At 73.9% G+C, this 26,648-nt stretch carries 22 protein-coding genes and 1 tRNA gene; 9 read left to right on the plus strand and 14 right to left on the minus strand.

Features of this window, described 5'->3' with window-relative positions; genetic code table 11:
* Window positions 1–130: 130 nt before the first annotated feature.
* Window positions 131–685 (minus strand): GNAT family protein, encoded by a 555-nt coding sequence (locus ACGFSC_RS41870; protein ID WP_359910587.1) that lies wholly within the window; start codon window positions 683–685, stop codon window positions 131–133.
* 75 nt (window positions 686–760) lie between these two features.
* Between ACGFSC_RS41870 and ACGFSC_RS41875 the strand changes: the two genes are divergently transcribed.
* A complete protein-coding gene (locus tag ACGFSC_RS41875) occupies window positions 761–1,366 on the plus strand; it encodes a TetR/AcrR family transcriptional regulator (RefSeq protein WP_359910590.1) in 606 nt (201 codons plus the stop codon).
* A gap of 323 nt (window positions 1,367–1,689) precedes the next feature.
* Here the strand turns inward: ACGFSC_RS41875 and ACGFSC_RS41880 are convergent.
* A tRNA-Arg gene (locus ACGFSC_RS41880) sits at window positions 1,690–1,765 on the minus strand.
* A gap of 657 nt (window positions 1,766–2,422) precedes the next feature.
* On the opposite strand from ACGFSC_RS41880, the gene ACGFSC_RS41885 reads away from it, so the two are divergent.
* The 5 genes from ACGFSC_RS41885 (at window position 2,423) to ACGFSC_RS41905 (ending at window position 8,115) form a co-directional block, all read left to right on the plus strand.
* Complete coding sequence (locus ACGFSC_RS41885; RefSeq protein ID WP_359910593.1) at window positions 2,423–3,043, plus strand: single-stranded DNA-binding protein; 621 nt, start codon at window positions 2,423–2,425, stop codon at window positions 3,041–3,043.
* 357 nt (window positions 3,044–3,400) lie between these two features.
* Window positions 3,401–4,855 (plus strand): Cys-Gln thioester bond-forming surface protein, encoded by a 1,455-nt coding sequence (locus ACGFSC_RS41890; RefSeq protein WP_359910596.1) that lies wholly within the window; start codon window positions 3,401–3,403, stop codon window positions 4,853–4,855.
* A gap of 272 nt (window positions 4,856–5,127) precedes the next feature.
* Window positions 5,128–6,792 (plus strand): energy-dependent translational throttle protein EttA, encoded by a 1,665-nt coding sequence (gene ettA / locus ACGFSC_RS41895; protein ID WP_359910599.1) that lies wholly within the window; start codon window positions 5,128–5,130, stop codon window positions 6,790–6,792.
* Window positions 6,793–6,934: 142 nt separating this feature from the next.
* Entirely contained in the window at window positions 6,935–7,378 is a 444-nt protein-coding gene (locus ACGFSC_RS41900) for a thioesterase family protein (protein WP_359910602.1), read from the plus strand.
* A gap of 29 nt (window positions 7,379–7,407) precedes the next feature.
* Window positions 7,408–8,115 (plus strand): hypothetical protein, encoded by a 708-nt coding sequence (locus ACGFSC_RS41905; RefSeq protein WP_359910604.1) that lies wholly within the window; start codon window positions 7,408–7,410, stop codon window positions 8,113–8,115.
* Between the two features lie 61 nt (window positions 8,116–8,176).
* On the opposite strand, the gene ACGFSC_RS41910 is transcribed toward ACGFSC_RS41905, so the two are convergent.
* The 10 genes from ACGFSC_RS41910 to ACGFSC_RS41955 form a co-directional block, all read right to left on the minus strand.
* Entirely contained in the window at window positions 8,177–8,581 is a 405-nt protein-coding gene (locus tag ACGFSC_RS41910; protein ID WP_359910607.1) for a globin, read from the minus strand.
* A 90-nt stretch (window positions 8,582–8,671) separates the two neighbouring features.
* Complete coding sequence (locus tag ACGFSC_RS41915) at window positions 8,672–9,808, minus strand: ABC transporter permease (protein ID WP_359910609.1); 1,137 nt, start codon at window positions 9,806–9,808, stop codon at window positions 8,672–8,674.
* Window positions 9,805–10,722 carry an ABC transporter ATP-binding protein gene (locus ACGFSC_RS41920; protein ID WP_359910612.1) on the minus strand — a complete coding sequence of 306 codons (918 nt, stop codon included), beginning with the start codon at window positions 10,720–10,722 and terminating at the stop codon, window positions 9,805–9,807. The genes ACGFSC_RS41915 and ACGFSC_RS41920 overlap by 4 nt, the downstream gene beginning before the upstream one ends.
* Window positions 10,723–10,890: 168 nt before the next feature.
* On the minus strand, window positions 10,891–12,294 hold the full coding sequence (locus tag ACGFSC_RS41925; RefSeq protein ID WP_359906655.1) for an FHA domain-containing protein: 1,404 nt from the start codon (window positions 12,292–12,294) through the stop codon (window positions 10,891–10,893).
* 73 nt (window positions 12,295–12,367) lie between these two features.
* Window positions 12,368–13,723: a VWA domain-containing protein gene (locus ACGFSC_RS41930; RefSeq protein ID WP_359906657.1), complete on the minus strand. Its 1,356-nt coding sequence runs from the start codon at window positions 13,721–13,723 to the stop codon at window positions 12,368–12,370.
* 108 nt (window positions 13,724–13,831) lie between these two features.
* A complete protein-coding gene (locus ACGFSC_RS41935; protein ID WP_359906660.1) occupies window positions 13,832–15,175 on the minus strand; it encodes a PP2C family serine/threonine-protein phosphatase in 1,344 nt (447 codons plus the stop codon).
* A 3-nt stretch (window positions 15,176–15,178) separates the two neighbouring features.
* Window positions 15,179–17,851: a tetratricopeptide repeat protein gene (locus ACGFSC_RS41940; protein WP_359906663.1), complete on the minus strand. Its 2,673-nt coding sequence runs from the start codon at window positions 17,849–17,851 to the stop codon at window positions 15,179–15,181.
* A 5-nt stretch (window positions 17,852–17,856) separates the two neighbouring features.
* Window positions 17,857–19,224: a hypothetical protein gene (locus tag ACGFSC_RS41945; RefSeq protein WP_359906666.1), complete on the minus strand. Its 1,368-nt coding sequence runs from the start codon at window positions 19,222–19,224 to the stop codon at window positions 17,857–17,859.
* 266 nt (window positions 19,225–19,490) lie between these two features.
* Window positions 19,491–20,453: a glutamate ABC transporter substrate-binding protein gene (locus tag ACGFSC_RS41950; protein WP_359906668.1), complete on the minus strand. Its 963-nt coding sequence runs from the start codon at window positions 20,451–20,453 to the stop codon at window positions 19,491–19,493.
* 20 nt (window positions 20,454–20,473) lie between these two features.
* Window positions 20,474–21,997 (minus strand): hypothetical protein, encoded by a 1,524-nt coding sequence (locus ACGFSC_RS41955; RefSeq protein WP_359906671.1) that lies wholly within the window; start codon window positions 21,995–21,997, stop codon window positions 20,474–20,476.
* A 346-nt stretch (window positions 21,998–22,343) separates the two neighbouring features.
* Between ACGFSC_RS41955 and ACGFSC_RS41960 the strand changes: the two genes are divergently transcribed.
* Window positions 22,344–22,919, plus strand: a complete 576-nt coding sequence (locus ACGFSC_RS41960; RefSeq protein WP_359906674.1) for a nucleosidase — start codon at window positions 22,344–22,346, stop codon at window positions 22,917–22,919.
* 177 nt (window positions 22,920–23,096) lie between these two features.
* Here ACGFSC_RS41960 and ACGFSC_RS41965 read toward each other — a convergent pair whose 3' ends face one another.
* Entirely contained in the window at window positions 23,097–24,029 is a 933-nt protein-coding gene (locus tag ACGFSC_RS41965; protein ID WP_359906676.1) for a sigma-70 family RNA polymerase sigma factor, read from the minus strand.
* A gap of 103 nt (window positions 24,030–24,132) precedes the next feature.
* On the opposite strand from ACGFSC_RS41965, the gene ACGFSC_RS41970 reads away from it, so the two are divergent.
* The gene (locus tag ACGFSC_RS41970; RefSeq protein WP_359906679.1) at window positions 24,133–24,915 is read left to right on the plus strand and encodes an NAD(P)H-binding protein; all 783 of its coding nucleotides are present in this window, start codon (window positions 24,133–24,135) and stop codon (window positions 24,913–24,915) included.
* 76 nt (window positions 24,916–24,991) lie between these two features.
* On the opposite strand, the gene ACGFSC_RS41975 is transcribed toward ACGFSC_RS41970, so the two are convergent.
* Window positions 24,992–25,588, minus strand: coding sequence for an isochorismatase family protein (locus ACGFSC_RS41975; RefSeq protein ID WP_359906681.1), 597 nt, complete (start codon window positions 25,586–25,588; stop codon window positions 24,992–24,994).
* Between the two features lie 72 nt (window positions 25,589–25,660).
* Between ACGFSC_RS41975 and ACGFSC_RS41980 the strand changes: the two genes are divergently transcribed.
* Window positions 25,661–26,623: a helix-turn-helix domain-containing protein gene (locus ACGFSC_RS41980; RefSeq protein ID WP_359906684.1), complete on the plus strand. Its 963-nt coding sequence runs from the start codon at window positions 25,661–25,663 to the stop codon at window positions 26,621–26,623.
* The last annotated feature ends 25 nt before the right edge of the window (window positions 26,624–26,648 follow it).

Raw genomic sequence — 26,648 nt, forward strand, 5'->3', positions numbered from 1 at the left:
GGGGCGGTGTCCGAGCGAGGGGGTTCGAGCGAGGGGGTTCAAGCGGGCGGTGTTGGAGCGGGCGGTGCTGGAGCGGCGGGGCCCGGTGGCACGGAGGTGTCCACCGGGCCCCGCCGCTTTCGCGGGCGGCTCAGCCCTGGGCGGCGGCCGTCCACTCGGAGGCCAGGACGGCCCAGATCTCCTTGTCGTAGCGGACCCCGTTGTACGGGTACCACTCGCGCAGCACGCCGTCGCGGGTCATGCCGACCCGCTCGGCGACGGCCCGGCTGCGGGCGTTGACGGAGGAGCACCACCACTCGGCGCGGTGCATGCCGCGGGTGGCGAAGGCGTAGTCGAGCAGCAGCTTGACGGCGGCGGTGATCAGCCCGTGGCCCTCGCCGGCCGGTTCCGTCCAGGCGCCGATCTCGCAGACGCCGGACCGGGCGTCGAAGCTCACGAACATCACGCCGCCGACCAGCGTGCCGTCCAGCCAGATGCCGTAGATCCGCTTCTGGTCGGCGTTCTGGCCGTCGGAGTAGCGCTGGAGGGTGGCGCGGGCGGAGTCCAGGTCGACCGAGAAGGTCGCCCAGGGGATCCACGGGTCGGTGTGGGCGCGGGCGCGGTCGAGGTGGGTCAGGAACTCGGGGGCCTGCCAGGGCTCCAGCGGGCGCAGTTCGGCGTTCTCGGTGAGCGGTACGGCAAACACGGGCGGCCTTTCACGGGTGGTGCTGAGGTTGGCGAAACCATTCATAACAAACGTTTGGTATGTACGATAGCCCCCATGACACCGGCCCGTGGAGACCATGACGCCCGACGCTCGGATGTTTCCGAGGGGGTGTGGCGGGTGCTCTCCACCCGGGGCTTCGAGGGGCTGACCCTGCGCGCGGTGGCCGCCGAACTGGGTGCCTCCACCGGGATGCTGACGCACTACTTCCCGAACAAGCGGGCGCTGCTCAGCCATGCGCTGGAGGAGCTGGACCGGCGCTCGCTGGCCCGGCCCCGGCGCACCGACCCGGCCGACGGTCCGCCGCCGGCCGGGCTGGCCCGGGTGCGGGCCTCGCTCCTGGACGTGCTGCCGCTGGACGGCGAGGCCGCGGCCGACAACCGGATCTGGGTCGGCTCCTGGGACCACGCCCTGGCCGACCCGGAGCTGGCGGCCGCGCACGCGGGCCGCTACGCGCGCTCGCGCACCGCGCTCACGGCGCACGTCGCGGACGCCCAGCGGCTGGGGGAGCTCCCGGCGCAGGCCGACCCGGCGGCGCTCGCCGCGGGGGCGCAGGCCTTCGTGCTGGGTCTGGTGGTGCAGGCGCTGTTCGCTCCGGAGGAGTTCCCCGCGGAGCGGCAGGCGGAGCTGCTGGACGCCTATCTGGCCGGGCTGGCGGGCTAGGCGGGGCAGGCGGGGCAGGCGGGGCAGGCGGGCCCGAGCCGGAGTGCGCCGGTCCGGTCGGATCGGGTCGGACTGGGTCGGATCGGCTCGGCTCGGCCGCCGGGGGCGGCGCGTGCTCCGACGCGTGCGGGGCGGGGATTCACCGGGAATTCCGGTTGTTCCGATTGACCCCGTTTTCGGTCCTGTTTCACGGCGGCCGCGATACGCATCGTCACGAGTTCTGCGCGAAGGGTGCGCGGAACGGTTGGTGTACGGGATGACCGGGTGGTCCGGAACGAACACGGATGGTGTTCGCCGGAGCGGTGGCCTGCGGAATTGCCGGATGGTGCCCCCAGCAGGATTCGAACCTGCGACCTACCGCTTAGAAGGCGGGTGCTCTATCCGCTGAGCTATGGGGGCGGGACGGGCGGCGCCCTGGCGGGCGCGACCGTGGCCGGGATCGGGCTGGCGGGCGCCGGGGCGCGCGCTGTCCGGCCCCGTGCCTGAGGGTGGGGGTGGGGGTGGTGGGCCCTCGCCCTGTCGGGGACAGGATAAGGGTGACCGCTTCCCCGGCCGGGTGCGACGACACCGCCGTTGGTGTGTCGGTTCGGTGGAGCGGTCCGATAATCGCAGGTGAAGGCCGTGAGTGCAGCGGTCTGGGAGTGTTCCGCGCCGGACGTTGTGCAGTCGTTACGGGGCTGCCTCCTCACCCGTTATGGATTCGGCACGGAGAATGTGCCGCCGACGGAGCGGGTGGGGGGTCTTTATCGCCGTTGCGCCGGTCGGATGACGTGCGCGGACGGCCGTCCGGGTGCGTTCCGGAGCCCGTTCCCCGGTGGCTTCCGGGGCGTGCCGACGGGGCGGCGAGCAGCGGGTTTGTTGTCATGGCCGCGAAGATTCGGGCCATGCAGAGGCTGCGGGAGGCTGAAATTCACCCCTGCGAGTGACAAAAGTTTCCACAGGCCCGAGTTATCCACAGGATTTCGGAACTCGGTGGCCGGGATTTCCCCCGAAGTGCACGCTCAAGGCGCACCGGTCGATTCCGTACGGTGCATCGGCGGGAACGGAGGGTGTGCCGTGAACGAGACGCATGTGACGGTGGTCGGCAATGTGGCGACGGAGGTGAGCTACGGCGAAACCGGCGGCGGGGTGCCGATGGCCAACTTCCGGCTCGCCTGCACCGAGCGGCGGTACGACCGGCAGCGCGAGTGCTGGGTGGACGGCGAGACGCAGTGGGTGACGGTGACGGCCCGGCGGGCGCTGGCGGTCAATCTGATCGGCTCGCTGGCCAAGGGCGATCCGGTGCTGGTGAGCGGCCGGCTGCGGGTGCGGGAGTGGGCGGACGGGGAGGTGAAGCGCAGCCGGGCCGAGATCGACGCGCGATCGGTCGGACACGACCTCACCCGTGGTACCACGGCGTTCCGGTGGGCGGCGGGGGTGCGCGGGCAGCCGCCGGGCGGCCCCGGGCCGGCCGGGGCGGAGACGGGTGACGAGGTGGTGCCGGAGTGGATCGTCAGCGCGGTGGAGGCGCGCCGGGGCTCCGCGTCGCGGTCCGGGGCGGGCTCCCCGGCGGCCCCGGCGGCGGTGGCGGCATCCGCCGTGCGGGCACTGCCGCCCGGCGGGGGGCCGGTCGCGGGGGAGCCGGGGGAGGTGGACGGGAGGGCACGGGGAGGTGGCGCCGCGGATGTGCCGACCTGACCGGTCGGGTGACCTTCCCTGTCGACAAATATGTTGATCGAGAACGTCGTTGCGCCCGCGCGCGCAATCCGACCGCATAACAGAAAACCGTCCGTGAGTTTCTGCCGGGCCGTCAGCTTGTGTGGGACCTGAGGGGATTGATAACGATCCAGATACGGAATCGTCCTGATTTCGCATGGGGGTTTCGGGGCCTCCGGGGCTCAATAGGATTCGTCTGGTTCATACCCGCAGCAGTGCCACAGGGGGCACGCGCGGATCGGCAAGTCGGCGGGGACTGCCCACTCGGTGCGGCCCGGCCCGGAGGGATCCCAGATGTTCCAGAGGCAGGGGCTGAGTCTGTCCCGTATAACCACTGTCATGCTCACGACCAGCTTGGCGCTGGGCGGAGGCCTGTTCGCGGCCGGTGCGGCGGCCGCGGCCGGCGCGGCCGGCGCACCGACCTCGGGCGTGACCGCCGAGGTCCAGAACGAGATGCTCGGCGAGAAGATCGACGTCGAGGGCAAGGGAACCGTCGACGGCGGCCTGTTCACCCTCAAGACGGACGCGGGCGAGAAGCTCCGGACGTACTGCATCGACTTCGACAACCCGGTCTACCTGGACAGCAACGCCAAGTACCACGAGGCGGACTGGGCCGCGAGCTCGCTCAACAGCAACGCGAACGCCCCCAAGATCCGCTGGATCCTGGACAACTCGTACCCGCAGGCCAGCCTGGCCTCCCTGGCCACGGCAATCCACGTCGACGGTCTGAGCGAGGCGGACGCCGCCGCGGGCACCCAGGCCGCGATCTGGAAGTTCTCGGACAACAAGAACGCCGTCCCGCGCAACGACAAGGCCAAGAAGCTCCGCGACTACCTGGTCGGCGACGCCAACAAGGGCGTCGCGGCCGAGCCGAAGCCCTCGCTGACCCTCGCCCCGGACTCGGTCTCCGGCAAGTCGGGCGGCAAGCTCGGCCCGTTCCTGCTGAACTCCAGCGCGAACGAGGTCAAGCTGACCGTCACCGGCGACGCCGCGGACAAGGTCAAGCTGCTGGACAAGGACAACAAGCCGGTCGGTGGCGCCCTGGCGGGCCCGATCAACAAGGACACCCCGCTGTACCTGGACGTGCCGGCCGGCACCCCGGACGGCAAGGCCGCCATCAACGCCACCGCCGAGGCCACCGTGCTCAGCGGCCGGGTCTTCATGAGCAAGGTGGACAACCGCGGCCGCCACAGCCAGACCATGATCCTGGCCGGCTCCACCAAGGTGAACGTCGCGGCCGGCGCCAAGGCCACCTGGAAGCAGGGCAAGGGCGCGCTGATCGACAGCTCCGCCAAGGAGGAGTGCGCCGCCGGCGGCGTGCGGGTGTCCGTCGCCAACACCGGTGACGAGGCGGCCACCGTCACGGTCGGCAAGCAGCAGGTCGCCGTCCAGCCGGGCAAGACCGAGAGCGTGCTCGTCAAGGTCGAGGAGAAGGCGAGCTACGACTTCACCGTGACCGGCCCGAACGGCTACTCCAAGCAGTTCACCGGCGTCCTGGACTGCAAGACCGGCGTGACCCCGACCCCGGCCCCGACCACCCCGGCCACCCCGGCCGCGACCGGCACCCCGTCCGGCGGCCCGTCCGTGACCCCGTCGGGCACCCCGAGCACCGGTGCCGGCCAGCCGACCCCGGCGACCACCAGCGCCGCCCCCGGCACCGGTGGCCTGGCCCAGACCGGTGCCAATGACACCACCCCGATCCTCGCCGCCGTCGCCGGTGGCCTGGTCGTGGCCGGTGGCGCCGCCGTCTTCGTCCTGCGCCGCCGCGGCCGTCACGGTCGCACCACCGCCTGAACCGACTGAACCGCCCGAGCGGGCCGGGAGGCGCTGACCTCCCGAGACCCTGAGAGCGGAAACCGGCCCGGCTCCCCGCACCCGTGCGGGGAGCCGGGCCGTCGCGTTCGCGGGGCGGGGCGGAAGGGACGCTGGTGGCGGGGCCCGGGCGGGCGGGGAGCGGCTCCGGATACCCCCGTGGGGTCACCTGGGCGGTTCGGGCTCCGGGCCGGGTGCGGCACAATGGAAGGCTGCAAGCCGAATTACTCCCGACGACGCCGGAGCGATCTCACGTGGCGGAATACATCTACACGATGCGCAAGGTGCGCAAGGCTCACGGAGACAAGGTCATCCTTGACGACGTGACGCTCAGCTTCCTCCCCGGAGCGAAGATCGGCGTCGTGGGCCCCAACGGCGCCGGTAAGTCCACCGTGCTGAAGATGATGGCCGGCCTGGAGCACCCCTCCAACGGCGACGCCTTCCTCTCGCCGGGCTTCACCGTCGGCATGCTGCTCCAGGAGCCGCCGCTGGACGAGTCCAAGACCGTCCTGGAGAACGTCGAGGACGGCGTCAAGGAGATCAAGGGGAAGCTCAACCGCTTCAACGAGATCGCCGAGCTGATGGCGACCGACTACTCGGACGCGCTGCTGGACGAGATGGGCAAGCTCCAGGAGGACCTGGACCACGCCAACGCCTGGGACCTCGAGGCCCAGCTGGAGCAGGCCATGGACGCGCTGGGCTGCCCGCCCGGCGACTGGCAGGTCACCAAGCTCTCCGGTGGCGAGAAGCGCCGCGTGGCGCTGTGCAAGCTGCTGCTGGAGGCCCCCGACCTGCTGCTGCTCGACGAGCCCACCAACCACCTGGACGCCGAGTCGGTGAACTGGCTGGAGCAGCACCTGGCCAAGTACGCCGGCACCGTCGTCGCCGTCACCCACGACCGGTACTTCCTGGACAACGTGGCCGGCTGGATCCTGGAGCTCGACCGCGGCCGCGCGATCGGCTACGAGGGCAACTACTCCACCTACCTGGAGAGCAAGCAGTCGCGCCTCAAGGTCGAGGGGCAGAAGGACGCCAAGCGCGCCAAGCGCCTCAAGGAGGAGCTGGAGTGGGTCCGCTCCAACGCCAAGGGCCGTCAGGCGAAGTCCAAGGCCCGTCTGGCCCGCTACGAGGAGATGGCGGCCGAGGCGGACAAGATGCGGAAGCTGGACTTCGAGGAGATCCAGATCCCGCCGGGCCCGCGTCTGGGCAGCGTCGTCATCGAGGTCGAGAACCTCAACAAGGCCTTCGGTGAGAAGATCCTGATCGACGACCTGAGCTTCACCCTGCCGCGCAACGGCATCGTCGGCATCATCGGCCCGAACGGCGCCGGCAAGACCACCCTGTTCAAGATGCTCCAGGACCTGGAGACCCCGGACAGCGGCACGGTCAAGGTCGGCGAGACCGTCAAGATCAGCTACGTCGACCAGACCCGCTCCAACATCGACCCGAAGAAGACCCTCTGGGAGGTCGTCTCCGACGGTCTGGACTGGATCAACGTCGGCCAGGTCGAGATGCCGTCCCGCGCCTACGTGTCGGCCTTCGGCTTCAAGGGCCCGGACCAGCAGAAGCCGGCCGGCGTGCTCTCCGGTGGTGAGCGCAACCGCCTGAACCTGGCGCTCACCCTCAAGCAGGGCGGCAACCTGCTGCTCCTCGACGAGCCCACCAACGACCTGGACGTCGAGACGCTCTCCTCGCTGGAGAACGCCCTGCTGGAGTTCCCCGGCTGCGCCGTGGTCATCTCCCACGACCGCTGGTTCCTGGACCGAGTGGCCACCCACATCCTCGCCTACGAGGGCGACAGCAAGTGGTTCTGGTTCGAGGGCAACTTCGAGTCGTACGAGAAGAACAAGATCGAGCGGCTCGGCGCCGACGCCGCCCGTCCGCACCGGGCCACGTACAAGAAGCTGACCCGAGGCTGACACCCAGCCGTCACCACGGCCCGGCAGACTGCCCTCCGGGGCGGCCTGCCGGGCCGCGGCCCGTCGCCACCGTCCGCCGCGTCGCGTCCCACGCCACCGGCGGTGGACGGCGGCGGGCGACCGGACACCGAGGAGAACTGCCGTGGCCCGCCACATCTACGCCTGCCCGCTGCGCTGGTCCGACATGGACGCCTTCGGGCACGTCAACAACGTGGTCTTCCTGCGCTACCTGGAGGAGGCCCGGATCGACTTCATGTTCACCCAGGCCGCCGCGGCCGGCGCCGGGGAGTTCGCGGGCGGCTCGGTGGTGGCCCGCCACGAGATCGACTACAAGCGTCCGCTGGTGCACCGGCCCGAGCCGGTCACCATCGAGACCTGGGTGACGAAGATCGGCGGCGCCTCGCTGACGGTCTCGTACGAGATCAAGGACGTCGCCGAGGACGGCAGCGACATCGTGTACGTCCGGGCGTCCACCGTGGTCGTCCCCTACGACCTGGCCGAGGGCCGGCCGCGCCGGATCTCGCCGGTGGAGCGGGAGTTCCTCGGCCGCTTCATGGACGTAGAGCCGGCCGTCGCCACCGTCTGACCCCATCTGACGATTCGAGCTGAACCGCTGTGACCATCACCGCCCGTCTCGCCCTGACCGACACCGGGGAGGCCGCCGACCTCTCCGCCTTCCTGCTGCGCCTGCTGCGCTTCGACCGGGCGGCGGCCGTCCGGCTCCAGGCGGTGGGCCCGGGCGAGGGCGACGGCGACGGCGTGCTGGCGGTCTTCGGACGGCTGCCGCTGGGCGGTTCGGGCGCGCTGGCGGTCCGTACCGTGCGGCTGGACGGTCTGGACGGTCTGGACGGCCCGGTGGACCTGACCGTATCGGCGGGTCAGCTGCTGGACGGCGTGGACGCCGAGGCGGGCGCCGTCGCGCTGCCCGCGCCGGTGACCGGCCCGGCCTGGGCCGGGCTGCTGCCGCCGCGCACCGGCTGGCGGCCGGTGGGCGCCCCGCCGGTGGCCGAGGTGTACCCCGAACTCATGGCCGGGGTGCAGGAGTTCCGCGAGCGCAGCGAGGCCGTCCCGGCGCACCACCGCGGCCGCACGGTGCTGGACGCGCTGGCCGACGAGATCTGGTCCCGCCCGGTCACGGTGCTGCCCGAGCTGCCGCTGCGCGCGCTGCACGCCGCGTACGTGATCGGCTTCCTGCGGCCCGGTGCCCCGCTGACCGTGCACCGGGCGGGCGGCTGGCTGCGGCTGAGTGCCCCGGCGGGCTCGGTGGCGGTGCGCACGGTGGCCGCGCCGGGCGCGGGGCTGGGGCTCAGCCCGGTCCGGTAGCCGGGCCCGCGAACCCCGGCCGCAAGCCCGGAAAGCCCCAGGAAGGACCCAGGGAACGGCCTCAGCCCGGGGTGTTGATCATCGAGGCGGCGGCGTAGGTCAGGTACTCGAGCAGCTGCTGCTCGTGCTCGGCCGGCAGCTCCAGGCTCGCCACGGCCGCCCGCATGTGGGTGAGCCAGGCGTCGTGCGCGGCCTTGTCGACCTTGAACGGCGCGTGCCGCATCCGCAGCCGGGGGTGGCCGCGCCGGTCGCTGTAGGTGCGCGGGCCGCCCCAGTACTGCATCAGGAAGAGGGCCATCCGCTCCTCGGCCGGCCCGAGGTCCTCCTCGGGGTACATCGGCCGCAGCAACTCGTCCTCGGCGATGCCCTCGTAGAACCGGTGGGCGAGCCGCCGGAAGGCCGGCTCACCGCCGACCTGGTCGTAGAAGGTCTCCTCGCTCAACGTGCCTCGCCGGATCTCTCTCACCCGACCATGGTCGCAGACGCCGACGGGGTCGTACACCGGGACCAAAGGCGTACGACCCCGTCGGGATCGGTGGACGTCAACCGGGGAGGGTCAGTCCTCCCAGCGGAACAGCTTCCAGGAGATGCCGGTCAGCACGGCCGCGAAGAGCAGCAGGCCGCCCATGGTCGGCAGGGCGTCCATGACGCCGCCGCCGCGGGTGAGCACCGACTGGGCGGAGTTGACCAGGTAGTGCAGCGGCATGACCTCGGAGACGGCCTTCAGCCAGCCCGGGGCGCCGTCCAGCGGGAAGAACGAGCCGGACAGGAAGGACATCGGCAGCACGATGATCTGCGAGATGCCGTTGGCCGCCTCCTCGGTCTTGGCGACCGAGCCGGCCAGCAGGCCGATCGACATGAAGGCGAGCGTCGCGCAGGCCACCAGCGGGATGATCAGCCACCAGTTGCCGGTGAGCTTGAGCCCGAAGAAGCTCGTCGCGACCACCAGGAAGACGGCGGTCTGCAGGAACGCGGTCAGCAGCGAGACCAGGATCCGGGAGCTGACCACGGTTCCGGCGTTGATCGGGGCCAGCCGCAGCCGCCGCAGCACCTTGGACTTGCGCCAGTTGACCAGCGTCAGCGCGGCACCGAACACCGCGCCGGTGGCGACGGCCCAGCCGAGCAGGCCGGGGGTGAGGAACTGGATCGGCTTGAGCGACTTGTCCTCGACCTGCTGGGAGTCCAGCACGAAGGCCGGCTTCTGGCCGGTGGCCGCCTGGTTGGCGGTCTGGACCACCGAGTTGAGGATGCCCTGGAGCGCGCCGGCGCGGACCTGGTCGGCGGCGGTGTAGCGCAGCTCGACCGTGCCGTCCGGGCCCTGCTTGATCAGCGCGTCGTAGTCGCCCTTGCGGACCTTCTCCAGCGTGGCGGCCTCGTCGTCGGTCTTCGTGATGGTGAGGACCTTGTCCAGCCCGGCCCGCTCGTCGCCCTGGATCGAGTCGAACAGCTTCACCGCGCCGACCTGCGCCACCTTGGCGTGGGGGCTGCCGGAGCCCTTGGTCACGCTGCCGAAGAACACCAGGAACACCAGCGGGAACAGCAGGATGAAGAAGGTCGCGGTGCGGTCGCGCTTCATCCCGAGCAGCATGGCGCGGGACAGGCTCCAGAACGCGCTGACCCGCTCCCGCTCGTCGGTGGCGGGGCCGCCGCGCCGGGCCGGGGCCTGCGGCTCGGTGGAGGTGCTGGCGGTCATGCGCGGAACTCCCGTCCGGTCAGCTGGAGGAAGACGTCCTCCAGGGTGGCGCCGCGCACTTCCAGGCCGCGCAGCGCGTTCTGCTCGGCGAGGACGCTGAGCACCGGGGCCGGAACGCGGGTGGAGACGGAGAGCGAGACGGTGTCGTCCTCCAGGTTGGCGATGTCCGCGCCGGCCGCGGTCATCAGCTCCCGGGCCCGGGCGAGCGGGAGTTGGCCGGAGGCCACGCTGATCCGGACGGTGTCGTCGATCTCGCGGATCAGCGCCGCCGGGGCGCCGGTGTGGAGGATCTTGCCGTGGTCCATGATCGAGACCCGGTCGCAGAGCACCTCGGCCTCGTCCAGGTAGTGCGTGGTCAGCACGACCGTGCGGCCCTCGGCGTTGATGTCCCGCAGGAGGTCCCACAGGTTGCGCCGGGACTGCGGGTCGAGTCCGGTGGTGGGCTCGTCCAGGAAGACGAGCTCCGGGTCGTGCGCCAGTGCGCAGGCGATCGACAGGCGCTGGGCCTGGCCGCCGGACATCTGGTCGGTCAGGGTCTCGGCCTTGTCCGAGAGGCCGACCCGCTCCAGCATCGCATCGGCCCGCTTGGGGCCGACCCCGTAGAACGACGCGAAGGTGCGGATGGTCTCCCGGGCCGTCAGTTTCCGGAAGAAAGCGGTCGCCTGGAACTGCACGCCGATTCGCGGCAGCAGTTTCGGATTGCGCGGCCAGGGCTCCATGCCCAGCAGCTGGATCCGGCCCTCGTCCGGTTTCCGGACTCCTTCCAGGATCTCCATCGTGGTGGTCTTCCCGGCGCCGTTGGGGCCCAGGATCCCGTAGAACTCGCCGGCCTCGACGGTGAACGACACCCCGTCGACGGCCTGCACATCCCCGTACCGCTGACGTATGCCGTCAGCGGATATAGCAGCAGTCATGTGGCCTGAGCCTAGGGGCTGCGAAGGCTGCTGTGCACATCCGTGCGAGCGAATTTGCGGATATTTTGAAGAGGACTCAAACAAAGTCGGGCCGGGCGGATGTCGAATTCCGCCCGGCCCGACCGGAGTTGGCGCTGACGGCCCATCAGGGAATGATGTGGCGGTCTTTCAGCCGCGGTGCACGGTGATGGTGGTCCAGGCGCCGATGTGGATCCGGTCGCCGTCGTTCAGCGGGATCGCGGTGTGCGGGGTGATCGGCTCCGCGCCGCCGTTCACGGTGGTGCCGTTGGTCGAGTCCTGGTCGACCAGGACCCAGCTGCCGTCCGCCTGTTCGGCGAGCAGCGCGTGCTGGTGCGAGGCGCCCGGGTCCTCCGGCGGGACGGACAGGTCGATCTCCGGCACCGTGCCGCGGTGCTGGCTGCGCCGTCCGATCCGCAGCTGGCCGCGGCCGGTCAGCGGGATCCGGCGCTCGGGGCAGTACGGCGGGAAGAACAGGCCGGCCGCCTCGGGGCCGCTGCGGGCCATCATCTCGGTGAAGTAGTCCCGGTCGGCCGCGACCACGGCGATCCAGTTGGTCCGCACCGGCTCGGCCGGGGCGGGTTCCCGGGGTTGCTGCGGCTGTGCCTGCTGCGCCTGCTGCGGCGGGGCCAGGTTGAAGGAGGTGCCGAAGTCGCCGCCGCGGCTGTTCGGGCCGGGGCCGGCCGGGTGGGCGTAGACCGGGCCGGAGTCCTCGCGCACGGAGGTGTCGGGGAACGCGCCCTCCGGCGCGGGCCCCTCGCCCCCGGCGTGGTGGCCGGGAGGTGCCGTCGGCCCGGTGCCGGGCTGGGCGGGCGGGTAGCCGTAGGTGTGCGGGTGTGCGGGGGCCTGCGGCTGCTGCTGGACGGGCGGCGCGACGGCCTGCTGGGCGGCCGGCGGCTGTCCGAACGGTGACTCTCCGAACGGGGGCTGGCCGGCGGGGGCGTGACCGAACGGCGGCTGCTCGAACGGCGGCTGGCCGGCGGGGGCGTGACCGAACGGGGGCTGGCCGGCCGGGGCGTGACCGGGCGGGGCCTGCGGCGGGGTGCCGCCGTAGGCCGCCGGGATGTTCAGCGGCGGCTGCTGGGCCGGGCCGGGCGGGAGGTGGCCGGCGCCGGGCGCCTGGCGGCGCGAGGGCGTGGAGAGCTCGTAGTCGTAGCCGCACTCCTCGCAGAACCGTCCGGTCTGCGGGCTGCGGCAGATCGGGCAGACGGCCAGGCCCGCGGTGAGGCCCTGCGGCCCGGCCTGGGGCTGGACGGCCCCGTGCGGGGGCGGGGGCACCATGCCCGGGGGCGGCAGGGGTGCCCCGGGCGGCGGGACGGCTCCCGGGGGGACGGCCCCCGGCGGCATCGGCGGCGGAGGCGGCGGAGCGCCGAAGGACGCGCCGCCGTACCCCGGGTGGTGTCCGGCGTGCGCGCCGGGCGCGGGGTCGGCCCCGGGCGCCCCCGGGTAGCCTCCGTGCGCCCCCGGCGTGGGGGCCGGCGGAGTCATCGGGAAGCCGCAGAAGTCGCACCAGTCCTCGGCCTGCGACTCGTGGCCCCTCGGGCAGATCGGCATCAGGTCCCCCTCGTTTCGGGCCGGCTCGGTGCGGCGTCGCGCCGGGGTGCCGGCCCGGTCACGTCTTCAGCGGTCACTTCTTCACACGTACCGTCTTGGTCGACCGGGTCTCAAGGGTCATCGAGTCGGCCTCGCTCACGTTCTTACGGAACCGAACCGTACCCTCCTTCGGGTCCACCACGTCCACCACCTTCTGGAGCAGCTTGTAGGTGCCCTCGTTCCCGGTCGCGTGGGCGATCCGGACGGCCGCGCCCAGCTTGGCGGTCGCGCGGTCGACGTCCCCGGCCCGGTGGGCCTCCAGGCCCTCCTGGATGGAGGAGGCGAGCTCGGCCTGCCCGGTGTAGTGGGCGACCTGCGGGCTGATCCGGGTGGAGGAGGCCAGGTCGTCGGTCCAGACCGCCTTGACCAGGCCCTGGGTGAGCACCTCCGGGGTGCCGCCGGCGACCTGGTCGGGCAGCACCAGGCTGATCCGGGCGGCCAGCATCTCGTTGCCGACCGAGGCGGCCGGCACCTCGACGCAGACGTGGTAGTCGCGGCTCTCGTCGCCCCAGGAGCCGGTGGGGTAGTCGCCGGCCCGGGGCCCGGCCTCGGTGCGGCGGGAGGTCAGGTCCTCGACCGCGGGGGCGACCTGCTTGACGAACCTGACCGTGGCGTTGGCCGGGGTCCAGATCCGCAGGGCGACGTCGGCGACCTGCTTGCCCATCGCCCCGGCCATCATCGAGCGGAAGTCCTCGGCCAGGCCGGAGGGTTCGGCGACGATGTCGGTGGTGCCGAGCAGCGCCGAGGAGATCCTGCGCAGCTCGTCGATCCGCCAGTCGGTGCCCACGCCTCGGCAGTCGGCGGTGAAGTGGCCGGTCACCAGTTCGATGGTGCGGGCCAGGTCCTCGGCGGACTCGTGCTCGTTGTTGCCGTCGGTGAGCAGGACGGCGTGCCGGATGGCGATGTCGCGGCGGGTGAGGAAGAGCTTGTCGGCCTTGGCCAGCCAGGTGCCCATCGCGGTGCCGCCGGCGGCGGTGAGCCGGCGCAGCGACTCCTTGGCCTGCCCGCGGGTGGTGGCGGAGGCGATGGCGAGGGTGCCGTCGCCGGGGTAGATGTCGCGGGCCTCGTGGGTGCCGGCGACCACGGCGAAGGCGGTGCCGTCGCGCAGCGCGTCGATGGCGGCGGCGGTGGCCTCCCTGGCGCCGTTGATCTTGCTCTTGGGGTAGTCCATCGAGCCCGAGCAGTCCACCAGGACGACCACGGCGGCCGCGGCGCCGGTGCCCGCCGGGGCGGCGTCGGCGAAGCCGAGCGGCCGGCCGCCGGAGGTGCCGCCGCCGGTCGCGGTGACGGTGACGATGGCGTTGACCTCGCGGGCGCCGTCGGCCAGGTACTCGTTCTGGAAGATCTCCACGTTGAACCTGGGCAGGTTCGGCTTCGCCAGTGTTGCCATGGGGCGGTCGGCTCCCGTCGGGTGAGGGGTGGACGTGCTCAGGACGGTGGGGCGGCCCGCCGGGCGGGCCGGCGGGCCGTGCTGCCGGGGCGTCCGGCGGGTGGTCGGTCAGGCCGTCGGAGGGTGCGGCGGCTGCGGCGGGACGGGCGGGGCGACGGGCGGGGCGACGGGCGGGGCCGGAGCGGCGGGGACGACCGGCGGGACGGCCGGCGCCGGGGGCACCTCCGGCGGCGCCGGCGGGACCGGGGGCAGCGGGGCGGCGGGGGAGCCGATCACCGGGAGGTCCGGCAGGGTCGGATCGTGGTCCTCGTCCTCCTCCGCGGCCGGTCGGCCGGCCGGCCGCGGAGCGATCACCGGCAGGTCCAGCGCGGTGGGGGTCTGCTCGGCCTCCTCGACGGCGGTGGCCGGCGGGTCGATCGGCAGCACGGCGACGGTGATGTTGTCGTGGCCGCCGGCCGCGACCGCGAACTTCACCAGGGTCTGTGCGGTGGCGAGCGGCTCGGTGCGGGCGTCCGGGCGCACGTAGTACGCCAGGTCGGTGGCCGCCTCGGCGTAGTTCCACAGCCCGTCGGTGCAGATCAGCACCACCCCGGGGACGTGCGGGGTGAAGTCGAGGGTGTGCGGCACGACCTCCTCGGCGTCGGCGCCGAGCCAGCCGGTGATCGCGTGCGCGCGGGGGTCGGAGTAGGCCTCGGCCTCGCTCATCAGCCCGGCCTCGACCATCCGGGCCGCCCAGGAGTCGTCCTGGGTGAGCCGGAAGGGCTCGGCGGCGGCGCGGTCGTCCGGGATCCAGTACGCCCGGGTGTCGCCGACCCACCCGATGGTGACCCGTCCGCCCGCGGCTATGGCGCTGACGTAGGTGCAGGCGGGCGCGTTGAGGTCGGGGCGGGTGGGGCCGGCGCCGTCGGTGGCGAGGTCGGCGACGGCCTTGGCGGCGTCGGCGATGGCCTGGTGCATCGCCCGGTTCGGGTCCCGGCCGGCCTCCAGGGCGGTCAGCAGCGATTCGGAGGCGGCGTCCACGGCCGTCTCCGAGGCCTCGTCCGGGCGGTCGGAGGAGGAGACGCCGTCGCACACCACGGCGACCACGACCGGCTCGCCGCCGGGCAGCGAGGTCGCGGCGACGGTGAAGGAGTCCTCGTTGCGGTGGTGGCGCACGCCGCGGTCGCTGACCCCGGCGACGCCCCCGAGCGACTTCTCCATGTGGTCGCGCGGGCGCGGCTGGGCGCCGCCGCAGCCCTCGCAGTAGCCGTCCGGGGCGACCTGCGGCTGCCCGCAGTGCACGCAGACCGGCCCGCGCGGCGACGGTACGGCCTCGCCGCGCGCGGCGGCCCAGCTCGTCGGCATCGAGCCGGGGGCCGCCCGGCCGTTCCGGCCGGTCCCGCAGGAGCCGCAGAAGGCGTCCTCCTGGTCCATCGGCTCCGAACAGCTCGGGCACTCGGTCTGCTGCGGCATCTGCTACACCCACGTCCTGGGACGGGCACGGTTGGCCCGTTCCACCATCTCGATCCTGATCTCGGCCCGGTCGGCCAACCGGGCGAGTACCCGGTAGGACTGTTCCAGGGCGAAGCGCAGTTCCCGCTCCTGTGCGGGACGTCCCAGTACCACCAGGTCGGTGGCCCTTCGGCCGGCGGCCGCCTCGGCGCCGACCCAGCCGAGGGCCGCGTCGAGCACCTCGACCGCGAGCTCCTCGCGGCGGCGGGAGTCCAGCCGCAGCGCGGTCAGCTGCGCGGAGCTCGCGCCGAGGTCGAGGGCCAGGTCGTCGGTGGCCGGGCGCTCGCGCAGCCGGGCCCGGACGGCGGCGATCCGGGCGGCCGTGTACTGGTTGGAGGTGGCCGGGACGGTCTCCAGGACGCGGACCGCGCCGGTCCGGTCCTCCTCGGCCAGCCGGACCCGGGCCAGCCCGAAGGCGGCGCTCAGGTAGGCGTGGTCGGTGGCCCACACCAGTCGGTAGAACTCGGCCGCGTCGCCGCCGTCGGCGAGCAGTTCGGCGCAGATGGCGAGGGCCAGCTTGGGGGCGGCCTCGCCGGGGAAGGCGTCGTAGACCGCGTCGAAGGCCTCCGCGGCGGCCCGCAGCGCTGCGACTCGCCCGCTCGCCTCCGGGCGCTCCTGTCCCGGCGCCGACGGTCGTCGCTCCCTCGCTCCTGCGTCGCTCCCTCGCTCCTCGCTCTCGGTGCCGGCGCGCCCTTCGGTTCGGGGCGCGGCCTCGCTGCCGACCAGCGCGGTCAGGCCGCGGTACCAGACCACCCGCCAGTCGTCCGGCTGGTCCTGTTCCAGTTCGGCGAGGCGGCGCACGGCGTCCGGGTGGCGGCCGAGTTCGAGCAGGGTGCGCAGTTCGCGCAGCCGGCTCTCGACCGAGACGGTGGGCGCGGCGGCCAGCGCGGCGAGCGTCTCCTCGGGGTCGGGGGTGACCAGGACGGCCAGGAAGCCGGCGTTGGGGTCGCCGGGGTCGACCCGGGGGACGGGCAGCGCGAGGGCGGCGGCGGCCGGGTCCAGGGGGGCCACCCGGAGCTGTCCGGCCTGTTCGGTGGGCAGCACCAGCTCGGTGTCGACGACGCGCAGTTCGGGGCCGAACAGGGTGGACGGCGCGGGCCGGGGCCGGTCGTCCTGGAGGGCCATGATCTCCCGCAGCACGCCGGTGAGCTGGTCGGCCATCTCCTCGGCGGAGGCGAAGCGGCGGGCCGGGTCCGGGTCGGTGGCGCGGACCAGGAAGCGGTAGTAGGACTCGTACCGGGCGAAGGCCTCGACCTGCTCGGGGCCGGGCAGCGAGTCGCGGTAGGTGCCGCTGTAGCCCTGGAAGTCGAAGGTGAGCACCGCGAGGGTGCGGGCCACGGTGTACAGGTCGGAGGCGACGGAGGGGCCGTCGGTGGCGATCTCCGGGGCCTGGTAGCCGATGGTGCCGTAGATCGGGCCGTCGTCGTCGAGCCGGCGGACCGCGCCCATGTCTATGATCTTGAGCGTGTCGCCGCTCTGGATCACGTTGTCGATCTTGAAGTCGCAGTACACCAGGCCCCGGCCGTGCAGGTACCCCAGGGCCGGCAGCGCCTCCAGCGCGTAGGCGATCGCCTGCTCGACCGGCAGCGGCTCGCGCCGGCCGTCCGCGGTGCGGCGCTCGTTGGCGATGTCCTTGAGCGACTTCCCGCCGACGTACTCCATCACGATGTAGCCGTCGGTGGCGCCGGTGCGCAGGTCGGGGTGCTCGGCGAAGTTGATGATCCGGACGATGTTCGGGTGGTCCACCTCGGCCAGGAAGCGCCGCTCGGCGACGGCCACCGCGAGCGCGTCCTCGTCGCCGGTGTCCAGCAGGCCCTTGAGCACCACCCACTTGTCGTTGACCCGCCGGTCCACCGCCAGGTAGATCCAGCCGAGCCCGCCGTGCGCCAGGCAGCCCACCACCTCGTACTGCCCGCCGACCAGGTCGCCGCGGCGCAGCTTGGGCGTGAACGAGTACGGCGTGCCGCACTTGGTGCAGAAGCCGTCCGGGCGGCCCGGGCTGCCGTTCTTCTCCCGGCCCACCGGGGCCTCGCACTTGGAGCAGAACCGCTTGCGCTCGGGCACCTCGGGGTTGGCCAGCACCGCCCGGGAGGGGTCGGCCGCCTCGACGGTCGGCACGGTGACCAGGCCGGCGCCCAGCCGGCTGCGGGTGCCCGCGGTGCCGCCGCCCCGGGTGGAGCGGACCGAGAGCGAGCGGCCGCTGCCGGTGCGGGTGGAGCGGTGCGAGCGGGAGCGGCCGGACATCGTACGGGCCGAGCCGGTGCGGGCCGACATCGAACGGGCCGGGCCGGTGGGGCCGTGGCCGGAGCCGGGGGAGACCCGGGCGGAGGGGACGTACGGCTGGGTGACGCCGGTGTCGCCGCCGGGCGGGGTCAGGCCGCACTCGTCGCAGTAGCCGTCCGGGTCGATGGTGCCGGAGCAGTCGCGCGGGCAGGGCGAGCCGGGGCCGGCGGACGCCGGTGCTCCGGTTCCCGGTGCTCCCGTCGTCGGTGCTCCCGTCCCCGCGGTCCCCGTCGTCGCCCCCCCGGGCGTGGCGGTGGTCCTGGCCGCCGGGGCCAGCCCGCACTCGTCGCAGTAGCCGTCGGCGTCGATCCTGCCGCTGCCGGAGCACTCCGGCCGTTCGCACGTCCCGCCCATCAACCTCAGCCCCCCTGAACCTCTCCGTCGGTCGGCGGCCGGCCGGCCGCCTCCTGAGCCTGCCCGGTTCCGGCCTCGGTGTGGGCCGGCCGCAGCGACTGCTGGAACCGGGCCACCGCGGCGGCCGCCGCCCGCAGGTCGCAGGGCGCGCTCCACAGCAGCCAGCGCGCCTTCTCGTACCGCTCGATCACTTCCGGGTCCTCGGAGACCCGCAGCCGGGCCGCCATCGCCTTGTAGGCGTCCAGCCGGCCGCGCAGCTCGGCCCGGACGGCCAGCGGCTGGGTCACCTCGGTGAGCGACTGCCGGGCCCGGGTCAGCTCCTTGGCGGCGGCGTCCTCCAGCGTGTCCAGCAGCGGTGCCAGCCGGCCCCACTGCCCGGCCTGGCGCAGGTCCAGCGCCGCGACGATCCGCTCGCGCAGCGCCGAGGCCGGTCCGGGCACCGCCGGGACGTCGCTGGACGCTATCTTCGCCAGCACCTCGCCGCGCGCCCGGCGGGCCTCGGCCAGGGTGGCGTCGGCCCGCTGGAGCAGGTCGCCGACGCCCTGGAGGCGGTCCTCGGCCTCGTCGCGCAGCCGCAGCAGGTCCTCCAGCTCCAGCCGGACGCCGTCCAGCGCCCGCCCGGCCCGGTCGAACCGCTCGGTGTCCACCACCCCGGCCGGGCCGGCGAAGGCCGAGCCCTCCGGGACCGTGCCGCGCTGGGCGGGCACCCGGGCCGGGCGCCACAGCGCCAGCGGGTCCCCGCGCACCTCGGTGCGCAGCTCGGTGAGGTCCTTCTCGATGCCGGCCAGGTCGTCGCCCAGCGGGTGGGCGCCGGTGCGCACGCCGAGCGAGGCGGCCAGGGTGCGCACCCGCTGGAGCTCGGCCAGCAGCAGGTCGATCCGGGCCGGCAGCGCCGACCAGACCGCGTCGGCGGCGCTGACCACCTCCAGCACGGTGGCGTACCAGGAGTTCATCCGGGTCATCAGCGCGTCCAGGCTGATCCGTTCGACCAGCTTGGCGGGCGCGCCGAGCACCTGCGGGCCGTCCGGCACCACCCCGCCCGGGACGGTCACCGCGTCGCCGGTCAGCAGTTCGCTCAGCTCGGCGAGTTCGGGTGTGCCGGGCTTGGCCTTGCGGGCCCGGACGGCCCGGGCCGAGGCCAGGGCCTCGGAGTAGCGGTCGAACAGCGCCCAGAGCAGCGGCAGTCCCTTGCCGGCGACCGACCAGCGCTCCAGGGTGCGCCCGGACAGCTCGGCGCCGTCCAGCAGCCGCAGGCCCGGGTGGTCCTGGAGGGCGAGCAGCGCCGATTCGACCGCGTCCCGCTCCGCGCCGAGGCGGGCGAGCGCGCGGTCGACCTCCTCCCGGCTCAGTACCGGGCCAGCCGATGCCGCCACCGCGGTGTCCTTCCTTCCTCGCGTGCGATCCCGACGTACCTGACGTACCGGACGTGCGGTCCCACGACAACCCCCGTGTCCACCACCGGTCTCCCCGTGGTGATCGTCCCGAACCCTAGCCGGTGGCCGTTCGGGCGGAGCGGGCGCGGGGCGTCAACGTGCCGTCGACGCCCCGCTGACGGATCGTGCGCCACCTCTCCCGCGCCGTCCCCCGCGCCGTTCTGCGCCGTCCCGCGCGCCGCCCCCGGACCTGCCCCGACGCCGGATCAGTGCGGTGCGGGCCAGTAGTGCTCGGCCTCGTTGAGCATGTACGGCTTGAGCCAGCGTTCGTACGAACGGGTCCAGTCGCCGCGCGCGTAGTAGTCGGCCAGGACCTGGTTGACCCGGGCGGTCAGGTCGGTGCTGTCCTTCAGCATGGCGACGCCGATCACCTCCGGCTGGGCCTCGCCGTCCACGATCCGCACGGTCTGGTCCTGCGCGGCCTGGCCGGCCGCCAGGCCGTTGTCGGTCATGGTGGCGTCGACCTTGCCGAGCTGCATCAGGACCAGGCAGTCCAGCTGGTTCTCCACCGTGACGACCTGCCGGGCGGTCTTCTTCTCCTTGACCACGGTCAGCGCGGTGGAGCCGTCGGCGGCGCAGACCGCCTTGTCCTTGATCGCGTCGTCGATGTTCTTCGCCGGCGACGACTTCGGCACCAGGACGCGCTGGCTGATGTTGAAGTACGGCTTGGAGAAGGCGACGTCCTCCATCCGCTTGCAGTTGATTGTCATGGTGCGGACGATCAGGTCGACCCGGCCCTTCTTGATGGCGTCGATCCGGTCGGCCGTGGCCACCGGCTTGAGCACCACCTTGTCCGGGTCGCCCATGACGGCCGCGCCGATCGCCCGGGCGAGGTCGATGTCGAAGCCCTCGATCTGGCCGGTGTTCGGGTTGCGGGCGCCCCAGCGGTAGCTGTTCTGGTCCACGCCGATCACCAGGCTGCGCCGGGCCTTGACGGCCTTCACGGCCGGGCCGTCGTCGGTGCTCGGCGGCACGCTCCGGTAGACGTCGCAGCCGTCGGCCTGGTCCTGCTGGTCCTGGTGCACGGCCAGCGGCGCGGCGGTCGTGGCCGCCGGCGCGGCGCCGACCGGGCCGCCCCCGGTGAGCACGGCCGTACCGGCCGCCAGCAGCGCGAGCGCGGCGGCGGTCCTGGTCCTTCTCCTCGATCCGCTGGATCCTCTGGTGTGCATCGCGTCTCCCCCTCTGCCCGTCACCGGTACTCGGCCAGTCGCCGGCCCAGGCCCCGCAGCGCGGCGGTCGCGGCCACCAGGCCGAGCAGCGCGGCGGCGACGGCGGCGGCGCGCAGGTCCCCGCCGGTGCCCTCGGCGGCCTTGTCGAAGCGGTCCTGCTCGATGTCGGCGGCCCGGGCGAGCGCCTTGTCGGTGGCGTTGAAGGCGGCGTCGGCGGTGGCCGCGTCGCCCTTGGCCGTCACGGTGGCCTCCAGGGCGCCCTGGTAGTCGGCGTTGTCGACCTCCAGGGTCCGGGCGGCGTCGTGCCGCCGGCGCCACTCCTCGAACTGCTTCGAGGCGTCCACGACGCTCGGCACGGCGGCCGACGGCGCCAGCCGGACGGCCTGCGGCAGGGAGCCGTTGGACCGGTCCGGCGGGAGGTCCTTGGCCCCGGCCAGGTGTTCGGTGGCCTTCGTCCACTGGTCGGCGTACCTGGTGGTCGAGCCGCGGGCGACGAAGTGCAGGTTCTCCGCCAGCCGGGCGGTCAGTACGTCCACCCGGGCGGTGTTGAGCGCCCGCAGCGGGGCCGCGCCCTCGCGGTTGCTCCGCTGGAGCGCCGAGCTGGTGGTCAGCCCGGTGACGGTGAGCCACAGGGCGCCGGACAGGACGGCGGCGGTGGCGCCCAGCAGCCCGATGTTGAACACCCGGTTGGTGCGGCGGAACAGCGTCAGCTGCACCCAGGCCAGCGCGGCCAGGGCGACCAGCGCCAGGCCGTACGCCGCCCACGGCACCGCTCTGGCCTCGGCGTAGTCGTCGGACAGCTCCCGGTCCTCGACGGCGGCCAGTTCGGCGGCGGTCGGCAGCAGGACGGTCTGCATCTGTTCGGAGGCGTACCGCAGGTAGGCGCCGCCGAGCGGTATGCCCTGCCGGTTGTCGGCCCGCGCGGTCTCCACCAGGCCGGCGTACACCGGGAGTTGCTGGTTCAGCCGGGCGAGCGAGCCCTGCGCGGGCGAGGTCGCGGTGGTCCGGGCGGCGGCCTGGGCGATCAGCTTGGCGGCGGTGGCGATGTCCTGCTCGTAGCGGTTGCGGACCTCGTCGGGCTCGGCGCCGGCCAGCAGGAAGCCGCTGGCCGCGGTGGTGGCGGCGTCGGCCAGGTTGCGGTGGATCTCGGCGGCGTCCCGGCTGAGCGGCTGGCTGTACGAGACCACCCGGTCGGCGGCCTGGGCCCTGGTCTCCAGTTGCCAGGCGGTGAGCCCGCCGAAGGCCACGGTGAGCACCGCGAGCACCACGCCGGCCAGCCGAAGCCGGCCGGGGGGTGTGCGGGTGGCCTGCGCGAGCCGGGCGCGCACGCCGGTGGCGACGGCCGCCGGAGGGCGCTTCGCGGGCGCCCCGCCGGGTCTGGGTGCCGGGGGCGCCCCGCCGGACTTCGCGAGCGGGGCCGATCCGGGGACGGCCGGTGCCCCCGGTGCGGCCGTCGCCACTGCTGCGCCCGGTGCCCCCGGCAGCTGGTTCGGCCGTGCCGGGAACGCGGCGCCGGACGCGCCGCTGCCTACTGGTGTTGCCACCCGCCTCATCCTCCCCTGGGGCCGGGCCCGTTCCCGGGGCCCGACCGATGGCAGCAGTATGGCCGTGACTCCCCCCGGCCACACCTGACTTGCGCCGATCTTGAGCATGTCGTGCACGTTCCCGGGACGGCCGGTACCACTGGTGCGGCGGGTGCCGCCGGTACCGCCCGTGCCGTCGGTCCGGCCCTTTCGGCCCGGGCCGCTCCCACCGGTCGTCCCGAGAGGTGGCGAACCGTCCGACGCGGGCCGCACCCTACGCGGTTCCCCCGGCCGGGCGGAGCGCGGGGGTCCGGTCGAGGGCGCGCAATCCCGGGTGCGGCGACCCCTCGCTCCGTACGATGGAGGTATGCGCCTGCTTGGAACGATCTCGCCCGACCGCCCGCTGCTCGTCGTCGCCGTGCGCGAGGAGGCCGCCCACCTGGACGACCGCCTGCCCGTGCTGCTCACCGGGATCGGGAAGGTCAACGCCGCCGTCGCGCTGGCCACCGTCCTCGCGCAGGGCGAGAAGCCGTCCGAGGTGATCAACCTCGGCACGGCCGGTGCGCTGCGCCCCGGCTGGGAGGGCACCCACCACGTGGTCCAGGTGATCCAGCACGACCTCGACACCGCCGCCCTGCACGCGCTCACCGGGCGTGAGTACGGCGCCCCGCTGGTGATCGGCAAGGGAGACGGCCCGGTGCTGGCCACCGGGGACCTCTTCGTCTCCGACGCGGCCGCCCGCGACCGGCTCGCCGAGCACGCCGACCTGGTGGACATGGAGGGCTACGCCGTCGCCACCGTCGCGCACCGGGCCGGGCTGCCGGTGCGGCTGGTCAAGCACGTCAGCGACGAGGCCGGGGACGGTGCGGAGCACAGCTGGAAGGAGGCGGTCGACGACTGCGCCCGGAAGCTGGCCGACTGGGTGGTCGCCCAGGGCTGGTGACGCCTGCTCAAGGCGGCGCCTGCCCAGGGTGACGCCTGCTCAAGGCGGCGCCTGCCCAGGGTGACGCCTGCTCAAGGGGCGTGCCTGCTCAGGGTGACGCCTGCTCAAGGGGCGCAGGGGTGTGGAACGGGGTGGGAGGGCGACGGCCCTCCCACCCCGCTTCCGTGCGCCCGCGCGTCACTGCTCCCGGAAGTCCGTGAGGTCCAGGGCCGCCAGCCGCTCCGGGTCGGTGAGCACGTCGATCGCGACGATCGCGCCGTCCACCACGGTGAAGGCCATGATCGACAGCGCCCGGCCGTTGTCGCCGACCACCACCGCGCCGGCGGCGCCGTTGACCAGCGCCGGGCGGGCGAACGGCGACAGCGTGCCCCACAGGACGGCCTGGCCGGCCACCGTGCCGGCGCCCGAGAGCACCACCGTGTGCCGGGCCATCGCCGTGCCGCCGTCCGAGCGCAGCACCACGTCCGGGTCGAGCACGGCGACGAGCGCGTCCAGGTCGCCGTTGCGGGCGGCGGCGAAGAAGGCGTCCACGGCCCGCCGCTGCCGGCCGAGGTCCGGGTCGGGCGCGGGCGCCTGCCCCTGCACCTTGCGGCGGGCCCGGCTGGCCAGCTGGCGGGTGGCGGCGGCGGTCCTCTCGATCAGCGGGGCGATCTCCTCGAACGGCACCGCGAAGAGGTCGTGCAGCACGAAGGCGACCCGCTCGGCCGGTGACAGCGACTCCATCACCACCATCAGCGCCAGCCCGACCGAGTCCGCGAGCATCACCTCCTGCTCGGGGTCCACGACGCCCTCGCGCCGCAGCAGCGGGTCCGGGATGCGCGGCGGGCCCGGCTCGCCGTCCGGCCCGGCGGGTTCCAGCGGTTCCTCGCGGCGCTGGGCGCGGGTGCGCAGCAGGTTCAGGCAGACCCGCGAGACCACCGTGGTGAGCCAGCCGCCGAGGTTGGCCACGCCGGCGGTGTCGGTGCGGTCGTAGCGGAGCCAGGCCTCCTGGAGGGCGTCCTCGGCCTCGCTGATCGAGCCGAGCATCCGGTACGCGACGGCGCGCAGGTGCGGGCGCTGCTCCTCGAAGAGCGCGGCCCGGGCAGAGCTCTCGTCCACCTTCTCGTCCACGTGTCACATTCCTTCGTCGCCGGGGGTCAGGGCAGCAGGAGCCACCCAACAACGGCCGCGGCGGGGAGATCAACTCCCGGCCCGGGACGAAACGGAGACGATCATGACGAAGCACACCGTGCTGGTCACCGGCGGGACCGGAACCCTGGGCCGGCAGGTGGTCCCGCTGCTGCGCGCGGCCGGGCCGCCGGTGCGCGTGCTCAGCCGGCAGGACCGTCGGGACGCCGACGGCGTGGCGTACGTGCGCGGCGACCTGCTCGGCGACCCGGCGACGGCGGCCCGGCAGCTGGACGCGGCGCTGGCCGGGGTGGACACCGTGCTGCACCTGGCCGGCGGCCCCAAGGGCGACGACGTCGCCACCCGGCTGCTGGTCGCCGCCGCGCGGCGGGCCGGGGTGCGGCACCTGGTGTACATCTCGGTGATCGGCGCGGACCGGCTGCCGCTCGGCTACTTCCGGGCCAAGCACGCCGCCGAGCGGGCGGTGGCCGAGTCGGGCCTGCCGTACACGATCCTGCGGGCCGCGCAGTTCCACGACCTGGCGTTCACGGTGGCGGAGAAGATGGCCCGGCTGCCGCTCGTCCCGGCCCCCGGCGGGGTGCGCTGGCAGCCGGTGGACGTGCGGGAGGTCGCCGCCCGGCTGGTGGAGCCGGCGCTGGACGGGCCGGCCGGGCCGGTGCCCGACCTGGCCGGCCCCAGGGTGTACGAGATGGGCGAGCTGACCCGCGGCTACCTCGCGGCGCGCGGCCGCAGCCGCCGGCACGTGCCGCTGCGGGTGCCGGGCAGGGTCGGGCGGGCGTACCGGGCGGGGGAGAACCTGGCCCCGGCGGGGGCCGAGCACGGGCGGCGGACCTGGGAGGAGTACCTGGCGGAGCGGCTGGCGGGCTGAGGAGTGTCCGTGGCGGTCCGTGGGGTCGAGGAGAGCGCGGAGGCGGCGGAGGAGGGCACCGCGTACGAGCCGCTGTTCAGGCCTTAGCCGCCCGGAGCACCTGCTCCGTCGTCACGACCTTGGCGAAGCGCATCGCGTGCAGGGTGGTGGCCGTGGCGCGGGCGAGGTCGGCGGCGGGGACGGTGGTGCCGTCGGGGCCGGTCATGTCGAAGGAGTGCATGGCGTCGACGGGGAAGACCGCGTCGTAGCCGAGGTTGCCGGCCATCCGGGCGGTGGTCTCGTTGCACACGTTGGTGATGATCCCGGTGACCACCACCTGCCGGGCGCCGCGCTCCTGGAGCCAGGCGTGCAGGTCGGGGGTGCCGTAGAAGGCGCTGTTGACGGTCTTGGTGACGTGCAGGGCGGGGGTGACGTCGGCGACGAAGTCCTTCAGCCCGTGCCCCGGGGTGCCCTCGGCGAGCGGGCCGGCCGGGGAGGTGTGCTGCACGGTGACGATCGGGCGGCCGGTGGCCTGCCAGGCGGCGATCAGCTCGGCCATCCGCTGCTCGGCCCGCGGGTTGTCGCGGGGGCCCCAGAAGGCGGTGTCCTCGAAGCCCTTCTGGACGTCGATGAGCAGCAGGACGGCGTCCTGGTCGAGGGTGAGGGGGGCGTCGAAGGCGTCGGTGTTCGTCATGCCGTCCATGGTGGTCGGGGTCGTCGGGCGGGCGTGATGGGCAGCGGGGCCACCCATCGATAGGTTCCTGCCATGCGAACGGTGGGTTGTCTGATCTTCGACGGTGTCCGGGCCTTCGACTACGCGGTGATCGGCGAGGTGTGGGCGAACCGGACCTCCCGGCCCGGCCTGCCCGCCTTCGACCTGCGGGTCTGCGGGCCGGAGGGCGCCCGGGTGCGGCTGGGCGGCGGGCTGGAGCGGGTCCCCGACCACGGGCTGGCGGCGCTGGCCGCCTGCGACCTGGTGGTGGTGCCGGGCGTCGAGGACCCGGCCGCCCGGCGCGGCCCGGAGATCCTGGACGCCCTGCGGGCCGTGGCCGCCGCCGGCGTCCCGGTCGCCTCGCTCTGCGCGGGCGCCTTCGTCCTCGCCGAGGCCGGCCTGCTGGACGGCCGGGAGGCCACCACCCACTGGGCGCTCGCCCCCGAACTCGCCCGCCGCTTCCCGGCGGTGACGGTCCGGCCCGAGGTGCTCTTCACCGGCGGCGACGGCCTGTGGACCTCGGCGGGAGTCGCGGCGGGCATCGACCTCTGCCTCCACCTCGTCCGCACCGCCCACGGCCAGCAGGCCGCCGCCGCCATCGCCCGGGCCATGGTCACCGCGCCCTTCCGGGCGGGCGGCCAGGCCCAGTTCATCCCCTCCCCGGTCCCGGACGCCGCCGCCGGTGACGATCCGCTGGCCCGGCTGCGGGCCGAGGTCGCGGCCTCCCTCGACGCTCCCTGGACGGTGCGCCGGATGGCCGCCGCCGCCCTGATGTCCGACCGCACCTTCGCCCGCCGCTTCACCGCCACCACCGGCACCACCCCGATGCGCTGGCTCCTCGACCAGCGCGTCCTCACCGCCCAGCGGCTCCTGGAGGAGACCGACCTGCCCGTCGACACCGTCGCCACCCGCTGCGGCTTCGCCTCGGCGGTCTCCCTGCGGCCGGTCTTCACGGACCGGGTGGGCGTCGCCCCGAGGGAGTACCGCCGGGCCTTCCGCGGCCGCGAGGAGGGGTAGCGGGGAGGGCCGGCGGCAGCGAGGG

The organism is Kitasatospora sp. NPDC048715 (assembly GCF_043198905.1).
Taxonomy (GTDB): Bacteria; Actinomycetota; Actinomycetes; order Streptomycetales; family Streptomycetaceae; genus Kitasatospora; species Kitasatospora lactacystinica.